This is a genomic window from Dyella sp. CR10, assembly GCF_055814425.1.
In genome coordinates this window covers 2,545,117-2,567,923 of sequence record NZ_CP185986.1, presented here as the reverse complement: position 1 = coordinate 2,567,923, position 22,807 = coordinate 2,545,117, and the positions used below count along the sequence as shown (strand labels likewise).

24 protein-coding genes, 1 tRNA gene and 1 other RNA gene are annotated in these 22,807 nt (G+C 67.2%); 18 read left to right on the top strand and 8 right to left on the bottom strand.

The genetic code is table 11. The features are described from left to right. The first annotated feature begins 1 nt into the window (after position 1). The 6 genes from lolD to lpxK all read left to right on the top strand — a co-directional run bounded on the left by lolD (position 2) and on the right by lpxK (position 7,086). Positions 2–694, top strand: coding sequence for a lipoprotein-releasing ABC transporter ATP-binding protein LolD (gene lolD / locus ACNR9O_RS11525; RefSeq protein WP_473680406.1), 693 nt, complete (start codon positions 2–4; stop codon positions 692–694). A gap of 95 nt (positions 695–789) precedes the next feature. Further along, on the top strand, positions 790–3,117 hold the full coding sequence (locus ACNR9O_RS11520) for a DNA internalization-related competence protein ComEC/Rec2 (RefSeq protein WP_473680408.1): 2,328 nt from the start codon (positions 790–792) through the stop codon (positions 3,115–3,117). 129 nt (positions 3,118–3,246) lie between these two features. Continuing rightward, a complete protein-coding gene (locus tag ACNR9O_RS11515; protein WP_473680410.1) occupies positions 3,247–3,882 on the top strand; it encodes a MotA/TolQ/ExbB proton channel family protein in 636 nt (211 codons plus the stop codon). A 6-nt stretch (positions 3,883–3,888) separates the two neighbouring features. Continuing rightward, entirely contained in the window at positions 3,889–4,320 is a 432-nt protein-coding gene (locus tag ACNR9O_RS11510) for an ExbD/TolR family protein (protein ID WP_473680412.1), read from the top strand. After that, positions 4,317–6,089, top strand: coding sequence for a lipid A export permease/ATP-binding protein MsbA (gene msbA, locus ACNR9O_RS11505; RefSeq protein ID WP_473680415.1), 1,773 nt, complete (start codon positions 4,317–4,319; stop codon positions 6,087–6,089). Before ACNR9O_RS11510 ends, msbA begins: the two co-directional genes overlap by 4 nt. 7 nt (positions 6,090–6,096) lie before the next feature. Next, positions 6,097–7,086: a tetraacyldisaccharide 4'-kinase gene (gene lpxK / locus ACNR9O_RS11500; RefSeq protein ID WP_473680417.1), complete on the top strand. Its 990-nt coding sequence runs from the start codon at positions 6,097–6,099 to the stop codon at positions 7,084–7,086. A gap of 51 nt (positions 7,087–7,137) precedes the next feature. Here lpxK and ACNR9O_RS11495 read toward each other — a convergent pair whose 3' ends face one another. Then, positions 7,138–7,635, bottom strand: coding sequence for an outer membrane lipoprotein (locus ACNR9O_RS11495; protein ID WP_473680419.1), 498 nt, complete (start codon positions 7,633–7,635; stop codon positions 7,138–7,140). A 134-nt stretch (positions 7,636–7,769) separates the two neighbouring features. Between ACNR9O_RS11495 and ACNR9O_RS11490 the strand changes: the two genes are divergently transcribed. Continuing rightward, positions 7,770–8,168, top strand: coding sequence for a DUF6165 family protein (locus ACNR9O_RS11490; protein WP_473680421.1), 399 nt, complete (start codon positions 7,770–7,772; stop codon positions 8,166–8,168). Between the two features lie 25 nt (positions 8,169–8,193). Here ACNR9O_RS11490 and ACNR9O_RS11485 read toward each other — a convergent pair whose 3' ends face one another. Continuing rightward, positions 8,194–9,234, bottom strand: a complete 1,041-nt coding sequence (locus ACNR9O_RS11485) for a glycosyltransferase family 9 protein (RefSeq protein WP_473680422.1) — start codon at positions 9,232–9,234, stop codon at positions 8,194–8,196. A gap of 51 nt (positions 9,235–9,285) precedes the next feature. Here ACNR9O_RS11485 and ACNR9O_RS11480 point away from each other — a divergent pair, with 51 nt between their 5' ends. The 9 genes from ACNR9O_RS11480 (at position 9,286) to ACNR9O_RS11440 (ending at position 14,837) form a co-directional block, all read left to right on the top strand. After that, positions 9,286–10,029, top strand: a complete 744-nt coding sequence (locus ACNR9O_RS11480) for a 3-deoxy-D-manno-octulosonic acid kinase (protein ID WP_473700729.1) — start codon at positions 9,286–9,288, stop codon at positions 10,027–10,029. A 36-nt stretch (positions 10,030–10,065) separates the two neighbouring features. Then, positions 10,066–10,824 carry an MBL fold metallo-hydrolase gene (locus ACNR9O_RS11475; RefSeq protein ID WP_473680423.1) on the top strand — a complete coding sequence of 253 codons (759 nt, stop codon included), beginning with the start codon at positions 10,066–10,068 and terminating at the stop codon, positions 10,822–10,824. Positions 10,825–10,924: 100 nt separating this feature from the next. After that, positions 10,925–11,017: transfer RNA gene (locus ACNR9O_RS11470), tRNA-Ser, on the top strand. A gap of 69 nt (positions 11,018–11,086) precedes the next feature. Beyond that, an RNA gene (gene ffs, locus ACNR9O_RS11465) (signal recognition particle sRNA small type) lies at positions 11,087–11,183 on the top strand. Between the two features lie 196 nt (positions 11,184–11,379). Further along, on the top strand, positions 11,380–13,065 hold the full coding sequence (gene dnaX / locus ACNR9O_RS11460) for a DNA polymerase III subunit gamma/tau (RefSeq protein WP_473680425.1): 1,686 nt from the start codon (positions 11,380–11,382) through the stop codon (positions 13,063–13,065). A gap of 18 nt (positions 13,066–13,083) precedes the next feature. Beyond that, on the top strand, positions 13,084–13,407 hold the full coding sequence (locus ACNR9O_RS11455) for a YbaB/EbfC family nucleoid-associated protein (protein ID WP_473680426.1): 324 nt from the start codon (positions 13,084–13,086) through the stop codon (positions 13,405–13,407). 49 nt (positions 13,408–13,456) lie between these two features. After that, positions 13,457–14,050, top strand: coding sequence for a recombination mediator RecR (gene recR / locus ACNR9O_RS11450; protein ID WP_473680428.1), 594 nt, complete (start codon positions 13,457–13,459; stop codon positions 14,048–14,050). Next, on the top strand, positions 14,047–14,469 hold the full coding sequence (locus tag ACNR9O_RS11445) for a GNAT family N-acetyltransferase (RefSeq protein WP_473680429.1): 423 nt from the start codon (positions 14,047–14,049) through the stop codon (positions 14,467–14,469). The genes recR and ACNR9O_RS11445 overlap by 4 nt, the downstream gene beginning before the upstream one ends. 23 nt (positions 14,470–14,492) lie before the next feature. Next, a complete protein-coding gene (locus tag ACNR9O_RS11440) occupies positions 14,493–14,837 on the top strand; it encodes a histidine triad nucleotide-binding protein (protein ID WP_473680431.1) in 345 nt (114 codons plus the stop codon). Between the two features lie 61 nt (positions 14,838–14,898). Here the strand turns inward: ACNR9O_RS11440 and ACNR9O_RS11435 are convergent, their stop codons facing one another. The 4 genes from ACNR9O_RS11435 to ACNR9O_RS11420 are packed head-to-tail and all read right to left on the bottom strand — an operon-like array spanning position 14,899 to position 19,422. After that, positions 14,899–15,483: a Slp family lipoprotein gene (locus ACNR9O_RS11435; protein WP_473680433.1), complete on the bottom strand. Its 585-nt coding sequence runs from the start codon at positions 15,481–15,483 to the stop codon at positions 14,899–14,901. 59 nt (positions 15,484–15,542) lie between these two features. Further along, positions 15,543–17,516: a transglutaminase TgpA family protein gene (locus ACNR9O_RS11430; protein ID WP_473680435.1), complete on the bottom strand. Its 1,974-nt coding sequence runs from the start codon at positions 17,514–17,516 to the stop codon at positions 15,543–15,545. Continuing rightward, positions 17,513–18,481, bottom strand: a complete 969-nt coding sequence (locus ACNR9O_RS11425; protein WP_473680437.1) for a DUF58 domain-containing protein — start codon at positions 18,479–18,481, stop codon at positions 17,513–17,515. Before ACNR9O_RS11425 ends, ACNR9O_RS11430 begins: the two co-directional genes overlap by 4 nt. Beyond that, entirely contained in the window at positions 18,481–19,422 is a 942-nt protein-coding gene (locus tag ACNR9O_RS11420) for an AAA family ATPase (RefSeq protein WP_473680439.1), read from the bottom strand. Before ACNR9O_RS11420 ends, ACNR9O_RS11425 begins: the two co-directional genes overlap by 1 nt. 40 nt (positions 19,423–19,462) lie before the next feature. On the opposite strand from ACNR9O_RS11420, the gene ACNR9O_RS11415 reads away from it, so the two are divergent. Next, positions 19,463–21,058 carry an ArnT family glycosyltransferase gene (locus ACNR9O_RS11415; RefSeq protein ID WP_473680441.1) on the top strand — a complete coding sequence of 532 codons (1,596 nt, stop codon included), beginning with the start codon at positions 19,463–19,465 and terminating at the stop codon, positions 21,056–21,058. A 6-nt stretch (positions 21,059–21,064) separates the two neighbouring features. Here the strand turns inward: ACNR9O_RS11415 and ACNR9O_RS11410 are convergent, their stop codons facing one another. Continuing rightward, positions 21,065–21,643 (bottom strand): Maf family protein, encoded by a 579-nt coding sequence (locus tag ACNR9O_RS11410; RefSeq protein ID WP_473680443.1) that lies wholly within the window; start codon positions 21,641–21,643, stop codon positions 21,065–21,067. A 5-nt stretch (positions 21,644–21,648) separates the two neighbouring features. Beyond that, complete coding sequence (locus ACNR9O_RS11405) at positions 21,649–22,104, bottom strand: hypothetical protein (protein ID WP_473680445.1); 456 nt, start codon at positions 22,102–22,104, stop codon at positions 21,649–21,651. Positions 22,105–22,286: 182 nt separating this feature from the next. Here ACNR9O_RS11405 and ACNR9O_RS11400 point away from each other — a divergent pair, with 182 nt between their 5' ends. After that, entirely contained in the window at positions 22,287–22,802 is a 516-nt protein-coding gene (locus ACNR9O_RS11400) for a YceD family protein (protein WP_473700728.1), read from the top strand. Positions 22,803–22,807 lie beyond the last annotated feature (5 nt).

The following is a 22,807-nucleotide window of genomic DNA, read 5'->3' as shown; positions in this document are numbered from 1 at the left end:
CATGATCGACAACGCTTTCGTGCTGCGCGCCAGCCACATCGCCAAGACCTACGAAGAAGGTGGCTTGCACACCGACGTGCTTACCGACGTGAGCTTCGAGCTGAAGCGTGGGCAGACGCTGGCTATCGTGGGCGCATCGGGCTCCGGCAAGAGCACGCTGCTGCACATCCTCGGCGGCCTGGACACATTGACGAAAGGGCAGGTCGAAGTGGATGGGCATCTGCTGTCCGAGCTTTCCGACGCCGAGCGTGGGCGCGTGCGCAATCGTTCGCTCGGTTTCATCTATCAGTTCCACCATCTGCTGCCGGAATTCACCGCGCTGGAGAACGTATGCATGCCGCTGCTGATTCGCGGCATGCCGGTTCCGGAGGCGCAGAAGCGCGCCAGCGAGCTGTTGCAGCGTGTAGGCCTGGGCCAGCGCATGGAGCATAAGCCCGCCGAACTGTCCGGCGGCGAGCGGCAGCGCTGTGCGGTGGCGCGCGCCCTGGTAACTCGCCCCGCCTGCGTGCTGGGCGACGAGCCGACCGGCAATCTCGACGAGGGCAACGCGGATCACGTGTACCAGTTGATGCTGGAACTCAATCGCGAGATCGGCACCAGCTTCATCCTCGTCACGCACGACACTCGTCTCGCGGCACGCATGGACCGCACGCTGGAACTGCATAACGGCGTATTGCGCGAGCACACGCACTGATCGACAGCGCCGGCTGACAAAGGCATCGGCCGGCGCCTACGCAAAGTTCGGCCACGCTGCGAGCCAGGCAACGCTAGGCTGATCCCTCCTCATGGATGGAGCGGGTTTTGCGTAGATCGGGAGCGATCTGGCTGGCGTTGGCTTTCTTGTTCGGTGTGGTGGTCGTGCAGCGCCTGCCCGTATTGCCGGCGGCATGGCTGTCGTCGGTCGCTTTCGCGAGCGCAGCTTTCATCACCTTGCGCTTTCCCCGTGTGCGGCTTGCGGCTGTCATCGTGCTCGCCATGGCCTGGGCAGCCTGGTGCGGTCAGCGGGCGATGGATGCGCGCTTGCCGCACGACCTGGAAGGACTGGATGTCGAAGTGTCCGGTCGCATCGTCGATCTGCCTCAGCAGCGAACGGATGCAACCCGCTTCTTGCTGAAGGCCGAGCAGGTCCGGCTTGACGGCAAGCCGCTCCCCTTCGCGGGGAAGCTCCGAATCGCCTGGTACGCGACCTCCAGGATCACCGTGCCGCCCCTCGCACCGTGCGAGCGCTGGCGTCTGACCTTGCGCTTGAAGCGTCCGCGCGGACTGGTCAATCCGGGTGGCGGCGACAGCGAGCGAAGTCTGCTGGAGCGGGGCATCGCGGCTACCGGTTATGTGCGCGACGATCCGGCCAATGGCAGACGCGGCGCGGCTGCTTTCTGCATCGATGGATGGCGGGCATCGATCGCGGCGCAGATCGACCGTCGCGTCGGTAACCCCCATGCGGCCGCGTTGCTGCGTGCGTTCGCGGTCGGGGATACGCGAGGCTTGAGTCGCCACGACTGGGAGGTGGCGCGCGCGAACGGCGCGTCGCATCTGATCGCCATTTCGGGATTTCACGTCGGTGTCGCGGCGATCGCCGGCATCTGGCTGGGGTGGCTGACGTATGCGCTCTGGCCGCGATTGGGCCTCTATGTACCGCGCCTTCAGGCGCAGGCCGTATCGGCCCTGGCTTTTGCCATCGCGTATGGCGCGCTGGCCGGTTTCGGCTTGCCGACGATGAGGACGCTGCTGATGATCGCGGCGGTCACGCTGGTCCGTTGCCGGCGGCGCCAGGGCACGCCGGCTCAGGCGCTCGCGGTGGCCTTGCTCGCCATGCTGGCCTGCGATCCGCTGACGGTACTGTCGGCGGGGTTCTGGCTGTCGTTCGTGGGCGTGGCGTTTCTCATGCTCTGCCTGGAGGCGAAGGGGCAAGGCTGGCGCGCGTTCCTGCGCGAGCTGACGCTGGCGCAGATGGTGATGACGGTGTCGCTGCTGCCGCTTGGCTTATGGTTTTTCGGCCAGACCTCGCTGGTCGGTGCCTTGTCCAACCTGGTCGCGGTGCCATTCGTCAGTTTTGCCGTGGTGCCGGTGACGCTCGCTGCCACGTTGCTGCTGCTGATCGCCCCGCCGCTGGCGACGCCGGTGCTGACCGGCGCCGGATGGCTGGCCGAAGCGCAATGGTGGCTGTTCGAACGGATGGCTGGCTGGCCCGGTGCGCAAAGCTATCTGCCCGACGTGAGGCTCTGGGCCCTGCTGCTGGCCATGCTCGGCGCCGTCTGGATGTTCCTGCCACGGGGCGTGCCAATGCGCTGGCTGGGCATCGTGCTGTTCCTGCCGCTGATCGCGCCGCCGCTGCCGCGTCTGGAACCGGGCGCGTTCCGCCTGTGGATGCTCGACGTCGGTCAGGGGCTCTCGGTCGTGGTGCGTACGCGGGAGCACGCCCTGGTGTTCGACGCCGGCGCGCGCTTTCCCTCCGAGTTCGACCTGGGCGAGGCGGCCGTGCTGCCCTCGCTGCATGCGCTGGGCATCGACCGGCTGGACATGCTGGTGATCAGCCATGCCGACAACGACCACGCCGGCGGCGCGCCAGCCGTGGCGGCGGCCTTTCCCGCCGCGAAGCGTCTGGCGGGCGAGCCGGCGCACATGGCGTTGCCATTCGGTTCTTGCGAGGCGGGTCAGTCCTGGCAGTGGGATGGCGTGCTTTTCCGCATGCTTGGCCCACCCCCTGGCGGAGGCGCAGGCAAGGGCAACGATCGCTCCTGCGTGCTATTGGTGGAGGGAAAGGGCGGCCGGGCGTTGCTGACGGGTGATATCAGCGTCCAGGCCGAGCGTGGCCTGGCGGAAGCAGTGTCGCCTGGGCCGCCGCTGGTGCTGCAGGTGCCTCATCACGGCAGCCGGACTTCCTCCGGCGAGGCCTTCATCGGCGACTTGTCGCCCGTGCTGGGCCTGATATCGGCCGGCTGGCGCAACCGGTTCGGGCATCCTCATCCGCTGGTGGTGAAACGCTACGCGGCCCTGCAGGTGCCCTTGTTCAATACCGCCGAACAGGGGGCGATCGAGGTGGCGTTTCCGGCCGATGGACCGCCTTATGTGGCTGACGGCGAACGCACCCGCCAGGCCCGCTATTGGCGCGAATGAGCTGTGCCGGACGGGTTCCGCCTGGCTTCGTGCAATTGCCACCGGCGCCGCGGAACCGCCGAATGGGACTGCTATGATGCGCCCCTGCATTTGATCGCATGGGTGGGTGTAGTCGTGCTGGAAATCCTGATGGCTGGCGGTTGGGCGATGCTGCCCATCCTGATCTGTTCGGCGATCGCGCTGGCGATCGTGCTGGAGCGCTGCTGGACCCTCCGCCGCAAGTCGGTGCTGCCGCCCGGCCTGGGCGAGGAAGTGCGTAACTGGGCCCGCGCGGGCCAGCTCGACCCGGCGCACCTGGCCACGCTGGCGAACGGTTCCCCGCTGGGCGAGCTGCTGGCTGCCGCACTGGCTGTGCGCAACCGTCCGCGCGAGCTCATCAAGGAGCGTATCGAGGACACCGGTCGCCACGTGGTGCACAACATGGAGCGCTACCTCAACACGCTCGGCACCATCGCGCTGATCGGGCCGCTGCTTGGCCTGCTGGGTACCGTGGTCGGCCTCATCCGCATGTTCATGGACGTGATGAAGGGCGGCGTGGGCGATCCGCTGAAGATGGCCGGCGGCATCGGCGAGGCACTGATCTGTACCGCCAGCGGTCTGGTGGTCGCGATCCCGGCGTATGTGCTGCACCGCTATTTCCGCTCCAAGGTGGCCGGCTACTGCGTCGAGATGGAAAAGCAGGCCACTGTGCTGCTGGACGAGCTGACCGTCGCCGCGCCGTCCGCCGCGCGTGCGCGCCGTCCGGCCGAATCGACCGCGGGCTGATCCGCCATGCGTATCGGTAGCGACCGCCGGCAGGACGATTTCGAGATCAACGTGATCTCGCTGATCGATGTGCTGCTTACCCTGCTGATGTTTTTCGTGCTCACCACCACCTTCGTCCAGCACACGCGGATGCAGGTGACGCTGCCCAAGGCGAGCGCGGACGAGCGCGACATGCAGGCACCCGCTCTCACCGTGGTAGTGGACCGCGACGGCCATTACTTCGTGGGGACCGACGAAGTGCTGGGGCAGGGCATCGCGCCGCTCAAGCAGGCCATCGCCAACATCGCCGGCGACGATCGCGAGCGCCAGGTGACGATCCGCGCCGACGCGATGACCCCGCACCAGAACGTGGTCACCGCGATGGACGCGCTCGGCCAGCTCGGCTTCACCAAGCTGTCCATCGCCACCACGCCCAGCCAGGCGGACGCCGGCAAGTGAGCAGCGGCAAGGTCAAGATCTGGGATCGGCACACGCTCCAGATCTACAAGCGGCTGCTGGGTTATACCAAGCGTTTCTGGGTGGTCGGCGTCATCGCCATCGCCGGCATGATCATCGACGGCGGCGGCCTGGCGGTGTTCACCAAGGCGCTCCAGCCGATGATCGACGAGCTCTTCACCAAGAAGGACCCGGTGCTGATCTTCTGGATGCCGATCTGGATCATCCTGATCTTCCTCGTCCGAGGCGTGGGCACCTTCGCCAGCAGCTACGGCATCGCCTACATCGGACGCAATGTGGTCAACGCGCTGCAGCGCGATGTCTTTGCCGCTTACCTGCGGCTGCCGGCGACGTTCTTCGGGCGCGAGCATTCAGGACACCAGGTATCGCGCATCACCTACACCAGCGAACAGGTCGCGGTGGCGTCGACCGATGCCATCAAAGTGCTGATCACCGAAGGCGTGACCGTGCTCGGCATGCTGTACGCGATGCTCAGCACCAGCGCTTACCTGACGCTGGCGTTGTTCGTCATGGTGCCGCTGATCGCGCTGATCGCCAGCGTCGTGAGCCGTCGTTACCGCAGCATTAGCCGCCGCATCCAGGGCATGATGGGTTCGGTGACGGGCACGGTGGAGGAATCGGTCGAGGCACACCGCGAGATTCGCGTCTACGGCGGCCAGGAGCACGCGGCGGCGCGCTTCAAGGAAGTCACCGACAACACGCGGCGCCTGAACCTGAAGATCGCGTCGACCAACGCGCAATCGAGCACCGCCATCCAGACGGTCGCTGCGCTCGCGCTCGCGGTGATGGTGTTCCTGGCGACGCGGCCGTTCGAGATCGAGCACATGTCGGCCGGCGTATTCGTCACCGTGCTTACCGCCATGGGTGGCATGATGCCGTCGCTGAAACGTCTGGCGAATATCCAGTCGAACATCCAGAGCGGTATTTCGGCGGCCGAGAATCTTTTCGAGATCATCGACACCGCGCCCGAGGTGGATGCCGGCACGCAGGTGCTGGAGCGTGCGCAGGGCGACATCCGTTTCGAAAACGTGGGTCTGGTGTATCCGCGTGGCGATTTCGTGGCCTTGCGTGGCATCGATCTGCATTGCGCACCGGGTACGGTGACCGCTCTGGTCGGCCGCTCGGGCAGCGGCAAGAGCAGCCTGGTCAGCCTGCTGCCGCGCTTCAACGAACCCAGCTCCGGGCGCATTCTGGTCGATGGTGTCGATTACGAGGGCTTTACGCTGGCCTCGCTGCGCCGGCAGATCGCCTGGGTCGGACAGAGCGTGGTGCTGTTCGACGGCACGGTGGCGCAGAACATCGCCTATGGGGAACTGGCGGAAGCGAGCGAGGCGCAGATCGTCGAGGCGGCCAAGGCCGCCAATGCGTGGGAGTTCATCCAGAAGATGCCCGAGGGCATCCACAGCCCGATCGGCCAGGGAGGCAACCTGCTTTCCGGCGGCCAGCGGCAACGGCTGGCGATCGCGCGCGCGATCCTCAAGGACGCCTCGATCCTGGTATTGGACGAGGCGACCAGCGCGCTCGATACTGAGTCCGAGCGTCTCATCCAGCAGGCGCTGCAAGGCCTGATGAAGGACCGCACGACGCTGGTCATCGCGCATCGGCTCTCCACCATCGAGCATGCGGACCAGATCGTGGTGATGGACCAGGGACGCATCGTGGAACGCGGCACGCACACGGAACTGCTGGCGCTGGGCGGACATTACGCGGCCCTGCAGCGCATGCAGTTCCACGCCACGGCAGGCGACTGAGGTTTCCGTGGCGCTGGCCGACACGCTCGAAGCGGCCTGGTACGGCAAGGGCAGGTCGCCCTGGTGGACCGGGCCACTGGCGATGTTGTACGGCGGGGTGGCACGGCTGCGCCGCCGGCTCTACCGGCTCGGCTGGCTTTCCAGCGTACGGCTGCCGGCGCCAGTGCTGGTGGTCGGCAATATCAGCGTGGGCGGCACCGGCAAGACGCCCCTGACGATCGCGCTTGCCGAAGCGCTGCGCGCGCGCGGTTTCCGTCCCGGCGTCGTGAGCCGTGGCTACGGTGGCACCGAACGCGGGCCTGCGTTACTGGGTGAAACCCCTGATCCCGCAGACTTCGGCGACGAGCCCTGCCTGATCCGTGCCGCAGGCACACCGGTGGCCGTAGGGCGAGATCGCCCCGCGGCGGCGCGTTTGCTGATCGATGCTGGGTGCGACGCGATCATTGCGGATGACGGCCTGCAGCACTATCGGCTTCAGCGGGACATCGAAATGTGCGTGATCGACGGCGCACGCCGCTTCGGCAATGCACGCCTGTTGCCCGCCGGTCCTTTGCGTGAACCGCTGGCGCGCCTCGCCGGTGTGGATTTCCGTATCTGCAACGGCGCCAGCGCTGAAGCTGGCGAAGTGCCGATGCGGCTGGAAGGTGGTATGGCGCGCTCGCTGGTCGATGGCAGCATGCAGTCGCTGGAGACGTTTCGGGGGATGTCCGTGCATGCGGTGGCCGGTATCGGCCATCCGGCGCGTTTCTTCGAGAGCTTGCGTGCCCATGGCATCGAAGTGATGCCGCATCCATTTCCCGATCACCATGCCTATGCGCCCGGCGACCTGGCATTCGCCGATGGCGCACCGGTGCTGATGACGGAAAAGGACGCCGTGAAGTGCATGGCATTCGCGCCGCGCCAAGCCTGGGCGGTACCGGTACGGGCCGTGTTGCCCGAACCCTTCTTCGATGCGGTCGCCACGAAACTGACGCGGGCGCTGCGTCGCCCGGCATAAAAAAGCTCGGCCGGCGGATGCCGGCCGAGCCAGAGCGTTACTTCAGGATCGTTACTGGATACGCACGACGTTGCCGTCGTTGTCGATCTGCACGATATCGCCTTCGCGGATGGCGCTGGCGTCCGGCACGGTGACGTTGCTGTAGCCGCCACCGCCCATGCGCAGGCGCAGCGTCCAGCTCTCGCTGGAGCCGCCGCGGCCGATGCGATTGCCGGCGAAGCCGCCGCCCACCGCGCCCAGTACGGTCGCCGCCTTGCGGCCGTCGCCCTTGCCGATCTGGTTGCCCAGCACACCGCCTGCGACGGCGCCGATGATCGCGCCGGCGGTGCCGTGATCGTTGCCCTGGGTGACCGTGCGCTCGATCGACTCGACCGTGCCGCACTGGGTGCAGCGCAGGTAGATGCCGTCGTTACGGATCAGCACGTTGCCATTGAGCCGGCCGGCATCGACCGCCGGGCGGCGGGCCGAGGACGTCTGCGCGGTGGCGGACGCGGCGGCGAGAACGAACACTGCCGCAAGTGGCAGGGCGAGAAGACGCTTGGTGTTCATTGGATTCTCCCAGGTGGTGGTGAAGCGCGCCCAGTCTAAGCAGTCAAGCTGAACCATCGGCGAGGCAATGTCTTTATCATGGGCGGCCCCGGGCCGCCCGTCCGAAAGCCCTGCCTGTTTCCATTGGAGTTCCCATGAGCCTGATCCAAGTTCCGGTGTCCTTCGGCGAGCTGATCGACAAGATCACCATCCTGGAGATCAAGTCGCGCCAGATCGCCGACCCCGCGAAGCTGGCCAATGTGCGCAACGAGCTTGAGCAGCTCGACGCCACCTGGGCCGCGCATCCGGCGTCCAGGACCGACATCGCCGTCGAGCGCGCCCGCCTGCTGGCGGTGAACGAGGTGCTCTGGGATATCGAAGACCGCATTCGCCTGAAGGAGAAGGCGCAGGCGTTCGATCAGGAGTTCATCGAATTGGCACGCTCGGTGTATTTCCGCAACGACGAACGCGCGGCGGTGAAGCGCGAGATCAATCTGAAGCTGGGCTCGCAGCTGGTAGAAGAGAAGTCGTACCAGGATTACCGCGCAGGCTGAGCTTGCCGGCACCGGCGCGCGCGGCTCAGCCCGCGCGCGTCGCCGCGAACGCTTCGAAGCGTTCGATCACATCGTCCACTCCGATCAGGTCCATGACGCCGGGCTTTTCGATCTTGGTGCCCCAAGGAATCTCGCTGGCCGGCTTGCCAAGGTATTTGCGCGAGGCTTCGTCGTATTTGTTCACGCACCAGCGCCGGTCGGAATAGGGTCCGGAGCGGTCGGGATTGCTGGCCGCATGCAGGCCGAGCACCTTGCAGCCGACGGCGTTGGCCATGTGCATGGGACCGGAGTCCGGCGTCAGTAGCAGGTCGGCCCGTTCGAGCATCGCCAGCAGGCGCTTGAGGGTGTCCTTGCCGGTCAGATCGGTATGCGCCTGGCGGCAGGCCGCGAGCACGGCATCCGCCATGAGGCGTTCCCCCGGCGACGGCCCGCCGATCAGGATCGCGCGCCAGCCGCGCTGCGCGGCATGATCCATCACGGCGGCATAGCGCTCGGGGTGCCAGTTGCGCAGCGCGTGGCTGGAGGTGGGGCTGACCAGCAGCACCGGTGCGCCGGGCGGCAATTGTTCGGCCGCCCAGACGCGTGCCTCGTCGGGTATCGGGATGTCCCAGCGCACCTGGGTCTGCTTCAGTCCCAGCGGTTCGCAGAAGCTGCCGATCGCATCCAGCACGTGTTCGCCGGTGCGCGCGGGAATGCGCTCGCCGATGGCCAGCCCATGCAGGTCTTTGGAGCGCGCCTTGTCGTAGCCGATGCGTCGCCTGGCCTTGATGCCAAGGCTGAGCAGGTTCGAACGCAGGGCGACCTGCATGTGCAGCAGGGCATCGAACTCCCTGCCACGCAGCGTGTCCCACACCGCGCGCATGCCGGCCCAGCCGGCGCTTTTGTCGAAAGTGACGAACTCTACGGCCGGCAGGTCGCCTATCAGGCGGCGTTCCAGCTTGCCGACGATCCAGGTGATCCGGGCGTGCGGCCACGCCGCGCGCAAGGTATGCACCAGCGGGACGACGTGCGTGACGTCGCCGATCGCGGAGGTGCGCAGCAGGCAGATCGAGTCGGGAGCGGGCATGGGGCTTGGGCTAGAATCGCGAGTCATTGGATGCGGGGCACCGGGCCGGACATGATGGGGCAAGAACAAGTCCGAGAGAACGCGAACGGGGCGATTCTGTTCGACCCTGAAGCATCGCCACAAGTCGGCGACGAATGGTTCGCGCCCAGCCACTGGCGGGAGCTTGGCACCTTGCACATGCAGACCGGTGGCCGTGGCGGCGTCGCGTTGATCGGTACGCCAGCCGGCGAAGGCGTGTTGCGACACTTCCGCCGCGGCGGCCTCGCGGCGAAGTGGATGGGTGACCGCTATCTATGGACCGGCGCCGCAAGCACGCGCAGCTTTGCCGAGTTCCGTCTGCTCGCCCAGATGCTGCGCGAGGGGTTGCCGGTGCCCGCGCCGATCGCGGCGCGCTACCAACGGCGTGGCCTGTTCTATACCGCCGATCTGATTACGCGTCGGATCGCGTCGGCACGCACGCTGGCCGAGTGCCTGGCGTGGGGACGCCTGAACGCCGAACTGGCGGGGCAGGTGGGCGCCATGGTGGCGCGTTTCCACCGCGCCGGCATCTGGCATGCGGATCTCAATGCGCACAACATCCTGGTGGCCGAGCGCACGCTGTATCTGATCGATTTCGATCGTGGCGAGCGGCGCACGCCGGCCGAGGCATGGCGTCTGGCGAACCTGCAACGCCTGCGGCGCTCGCTGCTGAAGCTGGGGGCGGCCGCGCCGGGCGAGGAAATCTTCGAAAAAACGCTGTGGCAACCGTTGCTGCGCGACTATGAATCCGAATTCGGCGCGGGCGACGGCGATTAGCCGCGGCGCTCCCATTTTCAACGGACCGGCAAACGCATGAACTGGAACCTGCATTTCCTCGGTGTCGGCGCCGCGCACGCCGTCGAACTGGGTTCGTCCTGCGCGGTGCTCGAGCGCGATGGGGAGCCGATGCTGTTGATCGACTGCGGCCCGGATACGCTCGATCGCTACCTGGCGGCTTATGGCCGCCTGCCTTCAGCGCTGTACATCACGCATACCCACATGGACCATGTCGGCGGCCTAGAGCGGCTGTTCTTCCGCCTGTGGTTCGACGAAGCGCTGCGCGGGCGTACCCGCCTGTTTGCGCATGCTGGCCTGGTGCCTTGGCTGCAGGCACGGGTGGCCGACTATCCCGGCGTGCTGGCCGAGGGCGGCGTGAACTTCTGGGAGGCGTTTCACCTGGTGCCGTGTCATCGCGGCTTCTGGCTGGACGACTTGTGGTTCGACGTGTTTCCCACCCGCCATCACATGCCCGGCACCTCATTCGGACTGGCGCTGGGAGGCAGCCTGGTGTTCACCGGCGATACGCGCCCGGTGCCGGAGATGCTGGCCCGCTATGCAGCGGATGGCGAACTGATCGCGCACGACTGCGGCCTGGTCGGCAATCCGTCGCATACGGGCATCGACGACATCGAACGCGACTATCCGGCGGCGCTGCGGGGGCGTCTGCGGCTCTACCACTACGGGAGCGCGGCCGATGGCGCGACGCTGGCCGCGCGCGGCTATGCGACCGTGGCTGCCGGCGAGCGGGTAGCGCTGCCGGCGCCGGCAGCGCCTCGGCCGGACGCGGGCTGAGGCGCCCCCGACTCGCCCGAGCTTGTGCGGATTCGGACCTGCCGCTATGATTTTCCCTCTTTGCCGGGCTTGATGGCCGGCAAGGCGATTTCACCATTGCGGAGAGGTGTCCGAGTGGTTGAAGGAGCACGCCTGGAAAGTGTGTATACGGCTTATACCCGTATCGCGGGTTCGAATCCCGCCCTCTCCGCCAGTGAGTGAAATCGCATGACGGTCCGCACGGGCCGTCGCCAGGGCGATAGCCCGACGTCTATGGTGACCCCGTCGGTCCCCCCGCGACGATAGTTCGCAAATCCCGCCAGGCCCGGAAGGGAGCAACGGTAGCGAATGATTCGGGTGCCGGGGTGTGGCTGGCGGGGTCGCCGCCTTTTGGGCCTGCCATCGGCGCGAAGACCTCATCGCCGCATGCGCCTGCGCGTACTGACTTGCCAGGTGCGACTTGGCACAATCGAGTGCCGCCCCAAGTTAGTATCCACGCCACTCATTCTTGTCCCTGTCCGGTATCCCCGCGCCGTCCACGGTGCCGGCTGCCGGCCGTCCAGCAGGCTCTAACGCATGTCCTATCAGGTACTCGCGCGCAAATGGCGCCCCCGCAAGTTCGCCGAACTGGTCGGGCAGGAGCACGTGGTGCGCGCGCTCACCAATGCACTCGATACCGGGCGCATGCACCATGCCTACCTGTTCACCGGCACACGCGGCGTGGGCAAGACCACCATCGCGCGCATCTTCGCCAAGTCGCTCAATTGCGAACGTGGCGAATCGGCCGATCCCTGCGGCGAGTGCTCGGTCTGCACGGCGGTGGACGCCGGCCGCTTCGTCGACCTGCTGGAGATCGACGCGGCGAGCAACACCGGCGTGGACGACGTGCGCGAGGTGATCGAGAACGCGCAGTACGCGCCGGCCCGCGGCCGCTTCAAGGTGTACCTGGTGGACGAGGTGCACATGCTTTCCAAGCCGGCCTTCAACGCGTTGCTGAAGACGCTGGAAGAGCCGCCGCCGCACGTGAAATTCCTGCTTGCCACCACCGACCCGCAGAAGCTGCCGGTGACGGTGCTGTCGCGCTGCCTGAAGTTCAATCTCAAGCGCCTGCTGCCGGAACAGATCTCCGGACAGATGCGCCACATCCTCGGTGCCGAGAACATCGCCTATGAGGATGCCGCCATCGCCGAGCTCTCCCGCGCGGCCGACGGTTCGCTGCGCGACGGCCTGTCGCTGCTCGACCAGGCCATCGCCTACGGCGGCGGCTCGCTGAAGGTGGACGAGGTGCGCGCGATGCTCGGCAGCGTGGCGCGCGGCCAGGTGCTGGGCGTGCTGGAGGCGCTGGCTGCGGGCGACGGCGGCCAGCTGATGGCCGAATGCGCGCGCATCGCATCGTTCTCGCCGGATTTCGGCGGCGTGATGGATGACCTCGCCAGCGTGCTGCACCGCATCCAGCTGATCCAGCTGGTGCCTGGCTACCGCCCCGAAGGTGATAGCACGGACGACAGCGCGCTGACTTCGCTGGCCGAGCGGCTCGCCGCCGAAGACGTGCAGCTGTATTACCAGATCGCCATCGGTGGCCGGCGCGATCTCGCGCTTGCGCCCGATGCCCGCACCGGTTTCGAGATGGCGCTGCTGCGCATGCTCGCGTTCCGCCCGGCCGAGGGCGGCGAGCCGGCCCGCGTGGAGCGTCCTGCCGCGGCGGCACGTCCGGCGGCCGTGCCGCCGACGCGCTCGGCACCGCCCATGGCGGAGCCGGCGAAAGAGCGCCCTGCGCCCCGCTCCTCGGAGCCGTCGGCACCCACCCGCGTCGAGCCGGCGCCGGTATCCGCCGCACCCGCGCAGGCGAGCGTATCGCTCGATGCCCGCGGCCTGCCGCACTGGGACAGCCTGATTGCGCAGGCAGGGCTGCGTGGACCGATGGGGCAGCTTGCGGCGAACGCGGCGTTGCGCGAGCGCGACGGCCAGACTCTGGTGCTCGCGCTGCAGCCGGTCTACATGCATCTGGCGGTCGAACCGATGGTGGGGCAGATGGAGGAGCGCGTCAGCCAGGTGCTGGGCGAACGCATTCGCCTGCGCTTCGTGAGCGATCAGTCCAGTGGCGTCGAGACGCCCGCCGCGCGCGCGGCCAATGCGCGGTCCGCAGCACAGTCGGCGGCGGAGCAGGCGATCGAGGAAGATCCTTTGGTGCAGTCGCTGCGGCGCGAGTTCGGCGCGCGCGTGCTGCCGCAATCCATCAAGCCTTTCGAACCCAACGCTTAAGTACCCGGAGTCAGGATCATGAGAGGACAACTCGGCCAGCTGATGCAGCAGGCGCAGCGCATGCAGGAAGAAATGAAGCGCGCGCAGGAGGAAATCGCCAAGCTCGAAGTCACCGGCAGCTCGGGTGGCGGCCTGGTCACCGTGGTGATGAGCGGCGCGCATGAAGTCCGCCGCGTGCAGATCGATCGCAAGCTCTTCGCGGACGATCCGGAAATGGCCGAAGACCTCGTCGCGGCCGCCGTCAACGACGCGGTCAACAAGGTGTCCGAGGCCAGCAAGTCCAGGCTGGGCGGTGTGACCTCCGGCATGAATCTGCCGCCCGGTTTCAAGATGCCTTTCTGATGTCCCGGCGACCGGTGGCGCAGGGCCCCGGTTCGCCCTGGCATGACGTATGAGCAAACTTCTCACCGATCTCATCGAAGCGCTGCGCTGCCTGCCTGGTGTTGGCGGCAAGAGCGCGCAGCGCATGGCCTTCCATCTGCTGGAGCGCGATCGCGAGCGCGGCATGCGCCTTGCGCGTGCACTGGAAGAGGCCATGCAGCGCGTGGGCAGCTGCACGCGCTGCCGCAATTTCAGCGAGGATCCCATCTGCGCGATCTGCGCCAGCAGCAGCCGCGACAAGCAGGTGCTATGCGTGGTGGAGTCGCCTACGGAACTGGCCGCCATCGAACAGGCTACCGGTTATCGCGGGCAGTACTTCGTCCTGCTGGGACGCCTGTCTCCGCTGGATGGCCTGGGCCCCGAAGAACTGGGCCTGGATCTGCTGGCTGAGCGCCTGGGCAGTGGCGAGATCGAGGAAATGATCATTGCCACCAATCCCACAGTGGAAGGCGAGGCGACCGCGCATTACCTGGCGCGGCTCGCGCACGCCGCCGGCGTGAAGCCAAGCCGCCTCGCGCATGGCGTGCCGCTGGGCGGCGAACTGGAGTTCGTCGATCGCAGCACACTGGCGCACGCGTTCGGCAGCCGGCAGACCATCCGATGACGCCGGCGCCTTGCGGCGATGCCACGTTGTGCATGGAAATTCCCGGCCTGGACGAATACCGCACCTTGCGCGTGGCCGCCGGCCTCAGCGACAAAACGGAAGAAGCCGCGCGCATCGGGCTGGCTGCTAGCTGGAGCGCCGTGTGCGTGCGCGAGCAAGGCGAGCTGATCGGGATGGGGCGCGTGGTCGGCGACGGCGGCTGCTTCTTCCTGGTGGTGGATATCGCCGTGAGTCCTTCCCGGCAGGGCCAGGGGATCGGCAAGCGGATCATGGCTGCCCTGGTCGATGACTTGCGCGCACGTGCGCCGGCCTCGTCGATCGTCGGCCTGTTCGCCGATCGCGAAGCGTGGCGCCTCTACGCCCATTTCGGCTTCACCATGTCGGCGCCGGCGTCGCAAGGTATGCTGCTGCGCCTGTAGAACGGCACACGAGGGACAAGGGCATGGGCGACACCATCTTCGGCAAGATCATCCGACGCGACATTCCGGCCGACATCGTCTACGAGGACGATGATGTGCTGGCCTTTCGCGATCTCAATCCGCAGGCGCCGGTGCATGTGCTGTTCGTACCCAAGCGGGCAATCGCCACGCTCGACGAGGCCCGGCCGGACGATGCCGAACTGCTGGGCAAGCTGCTGCTCGCGGCCGCGGCGTATGCGCGAGAACAAGGGCTGGCAAAGGACGGTTACCGCGTCGTCGTCAACTGCAACGAGCACGGTGGCCAGACGGTGTTCCATCTGCACCTGCATTTGCTGGCCGGTCGCCGCATGCACTGGCCACCGGGCTGAATCGTACGAGACGCCCATGAAAAAACGCCGGCGCGAGGCCGGCGTTTTCGTTGTGGTCGTCTTATTTGGACGGGCGCGGCGGCGGGACCGGACGCGGCACCACGATCACGCGCGGCTGGTACCAGAACGGGTCGCCCCACGGGCCCCAGTAAGGACCCCAGCCCGGACCCCAGAACGGGTCGTAGAAGCCAGGCGGGTAGCGTACGGCGACGCGCTTGGGCCACAGGTAGACCACGTCGGCTTCGACGCGCGGGTAGGCGTAGTCGTATTCGCCCACCTTCTGCGACACCGTGCCGTGCAGGGTGCCAGTCACCGTCAGCTCGCGGCCGCGGGCGAATACTTCCGGATCGTAGAAGCCGGCGCGGCAGGCGACGAAGCGGCCCTGGTTATCGTTGTTGCCGTCCATCTTCGGCCGGGCTTCGCTGTCCAGCGGGCGCGACAGCAGGAAGAAGCAGGTCTCCTGCGGGCCAGGCTCGGTCTTGATGATCTCGCCGCCCCAGCGCACCTTCGTGCCGCCGGCGCCGCCCTGCTGCGCCTGGGCCGTGGTGAGGTCGGTATAGGTGCCCTGCAACGGCTGGGGGATCGTCGCGCAGGCGGCCAGCGAAGCCGTCACGGCTGCGACGGCCAGGGGTTTGAGCATGGACATGACCGCTTTCTCCATCATCGGGCGGATATTCCTTTATCCCATAGAGTCGATTGTTCGGTTCATTTGACCACGTGTCGCGGTCGGAAATCCCGCACCGCCCGGCGGAACCGTAGCAAGAGGGCATGCGGTGGGTCGTCATGGGCGTAGCGCAGGTCGAGGTAGCTCCTCATCAGTTGGTCCAGTTGCGTGCGCTGCCCGGGCAGGGCACGCGCCGCGCGCTGCAGGTAATGCTGCGGGCCCTCGCTGCTCCTGCGCGCCACGCCGGCCCTGGCCAGCTTGCGTTCCAGTGCATGCATCGCGGCCCGCAGGGAGTCTTCGTCGCGCCGCCGCCACATGGCCCAGGCCAGGCCAAGGATGGCGAACGCGACGCTGCTGGCCGCCAGCAGCATGCTCAGGGTCATCGTATCCGTGTGGCGGACGCCGAATGGCGTGAGGAGCCCGCGCTGCCTGAGTGCATCGAACCCTATAACGCCCTCGCTCCACCAACGGTTGACGACGTCCCAGCGGTTGCGCAGCTCGCGCAGCCAGTCCAGCCCCTGCCATCCGGACTGGCTGGCCGCCGCTGCCGCCGCCGCGGCGCCCAGGCTGACGCGCTCCGGGCGTACCGCGGCTGTCGGATCGACCCGGACCCATCCGCGCCCCGCCAGCCAGACCTCGCTCCAGGCATGGGCGTCGGATTGGCGCACCAGAAGGTATTGCCCGAGCTTGTTCCAATAGCCGCCCTGATAGCCGGTGACTACGCGCGCTGGTACGCCGGCGGCACGCATCAGCACGGTGAACGACGAGGCGTAGTGCTCGCAGAAACCTTCGTGGGTGGCGAACAGGAAGTCGTCGATGGCATCGCGTCCCAGCGGCGCAGGTGCCAGCGTGTAGCTGAAGCCGCCATCGTGGAACATGGCCAGGGCCGCCTGCATGATGGCCTCGTCGCGGTCCCCGTACTGCTGCCGCCATTGCGCAGCTAGTGCCCGTGCGCGGGGATTAAAGCCGGCGGGCAGCTGGAGGGCGCGGCGGCGCGAGGCATCGTCCAAGTCAGGCTGGAGGCGGTAGCGCACCGCCGAGCGCAGCGTATAGGTCAGCGGATCCTGTACGGCCTTGGCGCTGACGATCTCGTGGTCCGCGCGCAAAGTGCCCTGGGGCGGCGCGACCAGCGGGACATCGAGCGCGGGCAGCACGCGTTGATTGTTCGGCTCGAGCGTGATGCGGTAAGCGACGCTGTCGCCATATTGGACGGGGGCGGGACGCAAGCCGGTCTGCAGCGTGCTCCAGCGCCTGCCGTCGTACTGCCACATCACATAGGCGCGGAAGTAGCGCTGGTCCGGCGCGGGCGGCGCCTGTTCGAAGCTGGCGCGCATGGCCGGGTGGTCGTCGGTCAGCAGCTCGGTGAAGTCGCCGGGCGACATGTTGTCGCTCAGGCCCGTGCGCGCCTGCGCCGACGGCGGCGCGCCCCATAACGGCGAATCGAGCCGTGGCACCAGCACGAACGCGAACAGCGACAGCGGCAGGGCGGCCGCCAGCAATCCCAGGGCGGGAAGCAGCTCGCGCGGAAGCGTGGTGGGGAGACGCGCGGGCTGCAGTGCGCGCAGCGTGGCCAATGCCGGCAGCAGGCCCAGTGCGACGATGAAAGTGGCCACCATGCCCTGGTCGGACAGCAGCGCAGCCATCAGCGTGAAGCAGGCAAAGGCGACGCCCACTTTGGCGTCCCGCGGGGTTTCGGTTTCCAGCAGCTTCAGCACCAGCAGCCCTACAGCCAGTGCCGAACCCGGCTCTCGCCCGAAGATGCTGCCGTAATGGAAGATCACCGTGGCGGCCAGCAGAGCGACCAGCGGCAGCTTCAGGTAGGCCGGCGCGCGACCACTCTTGCGCCGGCGCTGCCACCAGCGCAGGCCGAGCACTATGGCAAGCGCGGCATCCAGCCAGGGCGGCAGATGTGGGACATGCAGGATAAGCACGACCGCGGCCGAAAGGCACAGCAGGTCGAAGGCGCGGATGTCGAGCGGAGCTTCGTTGCGCGAGCGACGGAACAGGCCGGTCACGGCAGGCGCGCCAAGGCGTTCATGCAACGAACGTAATGCGCCGGACCGGCGCCGTGGCCAATGTCTTCGCCGGGCAGCCACAGGCTGGAGGGCAGGCCTTTCGCCTCCGCTTCGCCAAGCCAGCGGGCGAGGCGGGCGATGCGTGTTTCGTTGTCCAGATGCGGCAGGTCGCGCCAATCGAGACGCCATTCCTGGCGGGGGCGCGGCTGTTCGAAATCCTTGACCAGCAGGCTTTCGTGCCGGGCACTGGCTTTCCAGGCAATGCGCCGCTGCGGATCACCCGGGCGGTATTCGCGCAGCGCGGCCAGATCGTCGCCTTGATGTAAGCGTTGATGCGTGGGGTCGTCCGTGGGCGAGCGTGGCGGTGGCCCTGCGGCCTCCGGTTTTGGCCATACCAGTACCGATTGCTCCGGATACAACCAGCTCCAGGCGCGGAACAGGCCCAGTGGCCAGGTGCTCCATAACCGGATCCTTGGCAACGGTTGCCAGCCGCGTCGCCCGGTCTGCAACGGTATCTCCACGGACGCTTGTCCGCGTGCGGGAATGGCGAAGGCCTGCGTACGTGCGTCTATATCGACGCGGATCGATTGCCGAGTGCGTCCGTTCGCATCGAAATGCAGCTGCAGCGTCATCGGCTCGCCGGCGATGGCGTGGCCTGCCTGGATCGCGCTGAGGCGCAGCCCGTCGAGGGCGCGGAATGCCACCAGCATGCTCGCGGCGGACGCGGCCGCCAGCAGGCAGGTGAGCAGCAGGGCCGCGTTGTTGGCGTAGTTGAGCGCACCCGCCAGCATGATCAGCAACAGCACCCCGAACGCCGCGCCCAGACCGCTGGGAACGATGTAAATGCGACGGCGGTGCAGCTCGATCGGCAGGCTTTCCGGCCGCTTGTGGCGTGTCAATGCCGGGAGCCGCTGCTCGGCCCATTGCTGAAGTCGCAGGAAGGAAGCGGCCACGCCCATGGCCATCAGCCCACCGCTACCTCGGCGAGCAACTGGCGCGCGAGAGTGTCGCCATTGGCGCCGCGCGCGGGCACCAGGCGATGGCCCGCCAGCGGCACGAACAGCGCCTGGACGTCTTCCGGCAGTACATGCCCGCGCCCATTGAGCATGGCCCAGGTGCGCGCGGCATTGAGCAGCGCCAGGCCCGCGCGAGGCGACAGCCCGACGCGGATGTCCGCATGTCGCCGGCTCGCGGCGAGCAATGCCTGCAGATAGTCGAGCAGGGCAGGACTGGCGGTAATCGCCTGGGCCTGGCGATGCAGGGCGGCGAGAGCGGGGCCATCGAGTTGCGGGCCGAGCTGGGCCAGCAGGTCGCGCCGGTCGCTGCCGGTGAGCAGCGCCCGCTCCGCGGCGGCATCGGGATAGTCGAGCGACAGGCGCAGCATGAAACGATCGAGCTGCGAATCCGGCAGCGGGAATGTGCCGGCGAGGTCCAGCGGGTTCTGCGTCGCGACCACGAAGAACGGCTGCGGCAGGGCGTGCGTCCTGCCGTCTACCGTCACCTGGCCTTCGGCCATCGCTTCGAGCAGCGCGCTCTGCGTCTTGGGCGTGGCGCGGTTGATTTCGTCGGCCAGCAGCAAACCGGTGAAGATCGGGCCGGGATGGAAACGGAACTGTCCGGTCTCGCGCTCGTAGACGCTCACCCCGATAATGTCCGACGGCAGCAGGTCGCTGGTGAACTGCACGCGCTGGAAGTCGAGCGCGAAGCTCGCTGCGAGTGCATGGGCCAGCGTGGTCTTGCCCACGCCCGGCACGTCTTCGAGCAGCAGGTGCCCGCCGGCGATCAGGCAGGTGAAGGCCAGCTTCACCTGGCGCGGTTTGCCCAGCAGTACCTGATTGACCTGCGCCATCGCGGCGTCGAGGCGGGTACGTAGTGCGTCATCGTGCAGCGGAGTGATCGCGGACATGGAATCGGGCGGCAGATGGGAGCGGGGCAGGGCATGAGCCATGCATGACCAAGGCAGTGTAGCCCCCGGCCTCGCGCGCTGGCGAGGCGCGTTTCTCATTGCCTTCGCCGTCCTGCTGATCGGCAAGATCGCGGTCGCCGCCAGTCTGTCTCCGTTCGGTGACGAGGCGTTCTACTGGCAGGAAAGCCGCCATCCTGCTTGGGGCTACAGCGATCTTCCGCCGTTGACCGCGTGGATGATCCGGTTGGGCGAGGCGCTGGCGGGTCACGGCGTGCTGGGCATGCGCTGGCCGTTCCTGCTGGTAGGCAGCTTGCTGCCGTGGCTGGTGGTCGCGTTCGCCCGCCACGCTTTCGACGCACGCGCGAGTTGGCAGGCCGGTTTGCTCTGCCTGGTGCTTCCGCTTGCCGGAAGTCTGGGCGTGCTGGCCTTGCCCGACGTGCCGCTCACGGTGGCAAGCATGCTGGCCTTGCTGGCGCTGCTGCGCGCGATGAGAGACGACCGCCGCGGCGATTGGCTCCTGCTGGGCATCGCGCTCGCGCTGTGCTGGCTGACGCATTACCGCGCGGTGATGCCGATGCTTGCTGGCATGGTGCTGTTCGTGCTCACGCCGCGTGGACGCCAGCAATGGCGGCGCAAAGGGTTCTGGCTGGCACTGGCGGTGTCATTGATCGGCCTTGTTCCGCTGGCGATTTCCAACTGGCAGCAACGTGGCGCGGGCGTCGCGTTCCAACTGGTGGAGCGCAATCCCTGGCGATTCCACGCCGATGCGCTGGTGCAGCCGTTCGAGCAGGCGGTGGCTTGCACGCCATTGCTTTATATCCTGCTGCTATGGGCGGCCTGGCGTAGTTGGCGTCGACGTGGGGAGGGGGCGCCGTGGGACCTGATTGCTGTTACTTCGTTGTGTTTCATCCTGCTTTATTTCGCGCTCGGCCTGTTCGCGGACGACCTCCGTTTCCGCGCCCACTGGCCACTGCCGGGCTACCTGCCGTTGCTGGGTGCCTTGCCCGTGCTGTTACGTCTTTATGAGGGGCGGCGTCTCGCACGCATCGTGGCGATCGGCGCCTTTGCCCTCGCCGGGCTTGGCCAACTGGGCGGGCTGACTTACCTGGGCATGGCAGCGAGCACGAACGGTGCCAATGCGCTGGCGGGAATGAAAGCCTTCCCGGCCCGCTTCGTAGGATGGAAAGAAAGCGGCGCCGCCGCACGCGAGCTGGTGGAACGGCGGCCTGCCGTACTGGTGGCTGACAACTTCATGCTCGCTGCGGAGATCGATTTTCAGTTGGACGGCGCGGTGCCGGTCTATGCGCTGGACAATCCGCTCAATACCAAGCATGGGCGCGCACCGCAGCTCGCCCTATGGGCGCGTGACGAAGCCGCGCTACATCGGATGCATGCCGGTGCGCCGATGCTGCTGGCCGTCGACGAAACTGCCTTGCGCATCCGCGAACGTTCGGACTGGCTTGGCACGCTGTGCCGGCGCATTGATGCGCCACAACCCGTCCAGCGCCTGGATCTGTTCGACGGGCGGCGGCGTTTGGCCTTCTATTCGGGGAGCGTGCCAGCGTCCGGCTCGCTTTCGGTGCCGCCAGCCGGATGCGTGATCTGGCAACGCGGCATTGCCGCTTTCACCCGTTGAGCGAACTCAAGGCAACTCGATGCCCGTCTTGCGCAGCAGTCGGGCGAGGCCGATAAGCGGTAATCCGACCAGGGCGGTCGGATCTTCATTGTCGATGCGTTCGAACAGGCTGATGCCCAGACCTTCGCATTTGAAGCTGCCGGCGCAGTCCAGGGGTTGCTCGCGCTCCACGTAGCGATGAATTTCCTCGGTGGTAAGCGAACGGAAGCGCACGCGCGTGTGGTCGACATGGACGTGGCGCTCGCCGGTGCGTGTATCGAGCAGGCACAAGGCGGTGTGGAAATGCACCGCGCGTCCGGAGCTTGCAGCCAATTGCTCGCAGGCATGCGCTGGAGTGCCGGGTTTGTCGAGCACTTGGCCGTCCAGTTCGGCGACCTGGTCCGAGCCGATCACCACGGCATCGTTGAGCCCCGCGGCAGCGGCCTCGGCCTTGGCTATCGCCAGGCGCAAAGCGCGGTCTGAGGGTGCTTCGCCGGGCACGGCGGCTTCGTCGGTGCCCGGTGCACGCTGCTCGAAAGCAGTCCCGAGACGGCGCAGCAATTCGGCGCGGTAGCGGGAGGTCGAGCCCAGAACGAGGCGAGGCACGGCGGTCACGCCTCCGGCCCTCTCTGGATGTGTTCGCGCATGGCGTCATCGAGCGCGTGCTGGGCCTGATCCAGGGCCTCGAGCAATGGCGCCAGGCGGCTCCGGGTCTCGCTCATCGCCGAGACGGCCTGGTTGAGCTGCTCCTGCGTCGCGCCAGGCGCCTGGTCGCGAATCCAGATGCGCTGCTGGAGCAGTGACCGCAGACCTGCCTCGATGGCCTGGCGCGCCTCCTGTTCGCTGGCGGCGGGCTTGTCCGGGTTGAGCGACATCACGGCGTGCGCCTGCTGCAGGCCGGCGCGGCAGGTCTTGAGGTCGGCTTCCAGCCGGTCGGCAAGGATCAGCAAGTCGTGCAGGCTCCGTGCGCGCCGATCGCTGCGCTGGCGCGCCCGGAGCGCCCAGGCCGCCGTGAGGGCGATCAGGAGAAAAATGGCGGCCGAGCCATACGTCAGATAGGCGTTCACGTGGGACCGGCTGACTCGGAAACGTGGAAGGGGTGGCAGTCTGCCGCATGGTGGTCGTTCAGGCAAAAGGGTGGGGCGGCCCCGGATCACGTAAACTGATGCGCCGGCCGGGTTAGCGGGTACGCGTTGCCGGGTCGGCGACAGTTGACTTCGATCCGTCGCAAACCTATGATTTCGCGATTATGTCCGTGACACTGCCAGAGTCCGTGGACGCATGGCGCATGGTCTCGGCGCGGCGTTCGTTCCAGGGGGTATTGCCCATCGCCGACATGCGGCGCCTGAGCGAGGCCCTGGCCGGCACTGAGGGCGAGGCCCGGTTCGAGCTGGATTTCGGTCGTGATGAGTTCGGCAATGCGTATCTCGATGTACGCGCCGAGGCTCCGCTCACGTTGCTGTGCCAGCGCTCACTGGAGCCGTTCGTCCTGCCGGTGACCGTGGACAGCCGTCTCGGCCTGATCCGCCACGAGCACGAGGAAGCGTCCTTGCCGCCCGGCAACGAACCGCTGCTCGTCGCCGAGGACGGCAAGCTGGCCCTGGCGGACGTGATCGAAGACGAATTGCTGTTGGCGCTGCCGCTGGTCCCGGTCAATCCGGACAGTAAGTTGCCCGACGAAGTAGTGGCCCCGCCGCCGGAGGAGCATGCCGGTGAAGGGCGTTCCGACAACCCGTTCGCGATCCTTCGCGAACTCAAGAAATAAACGCT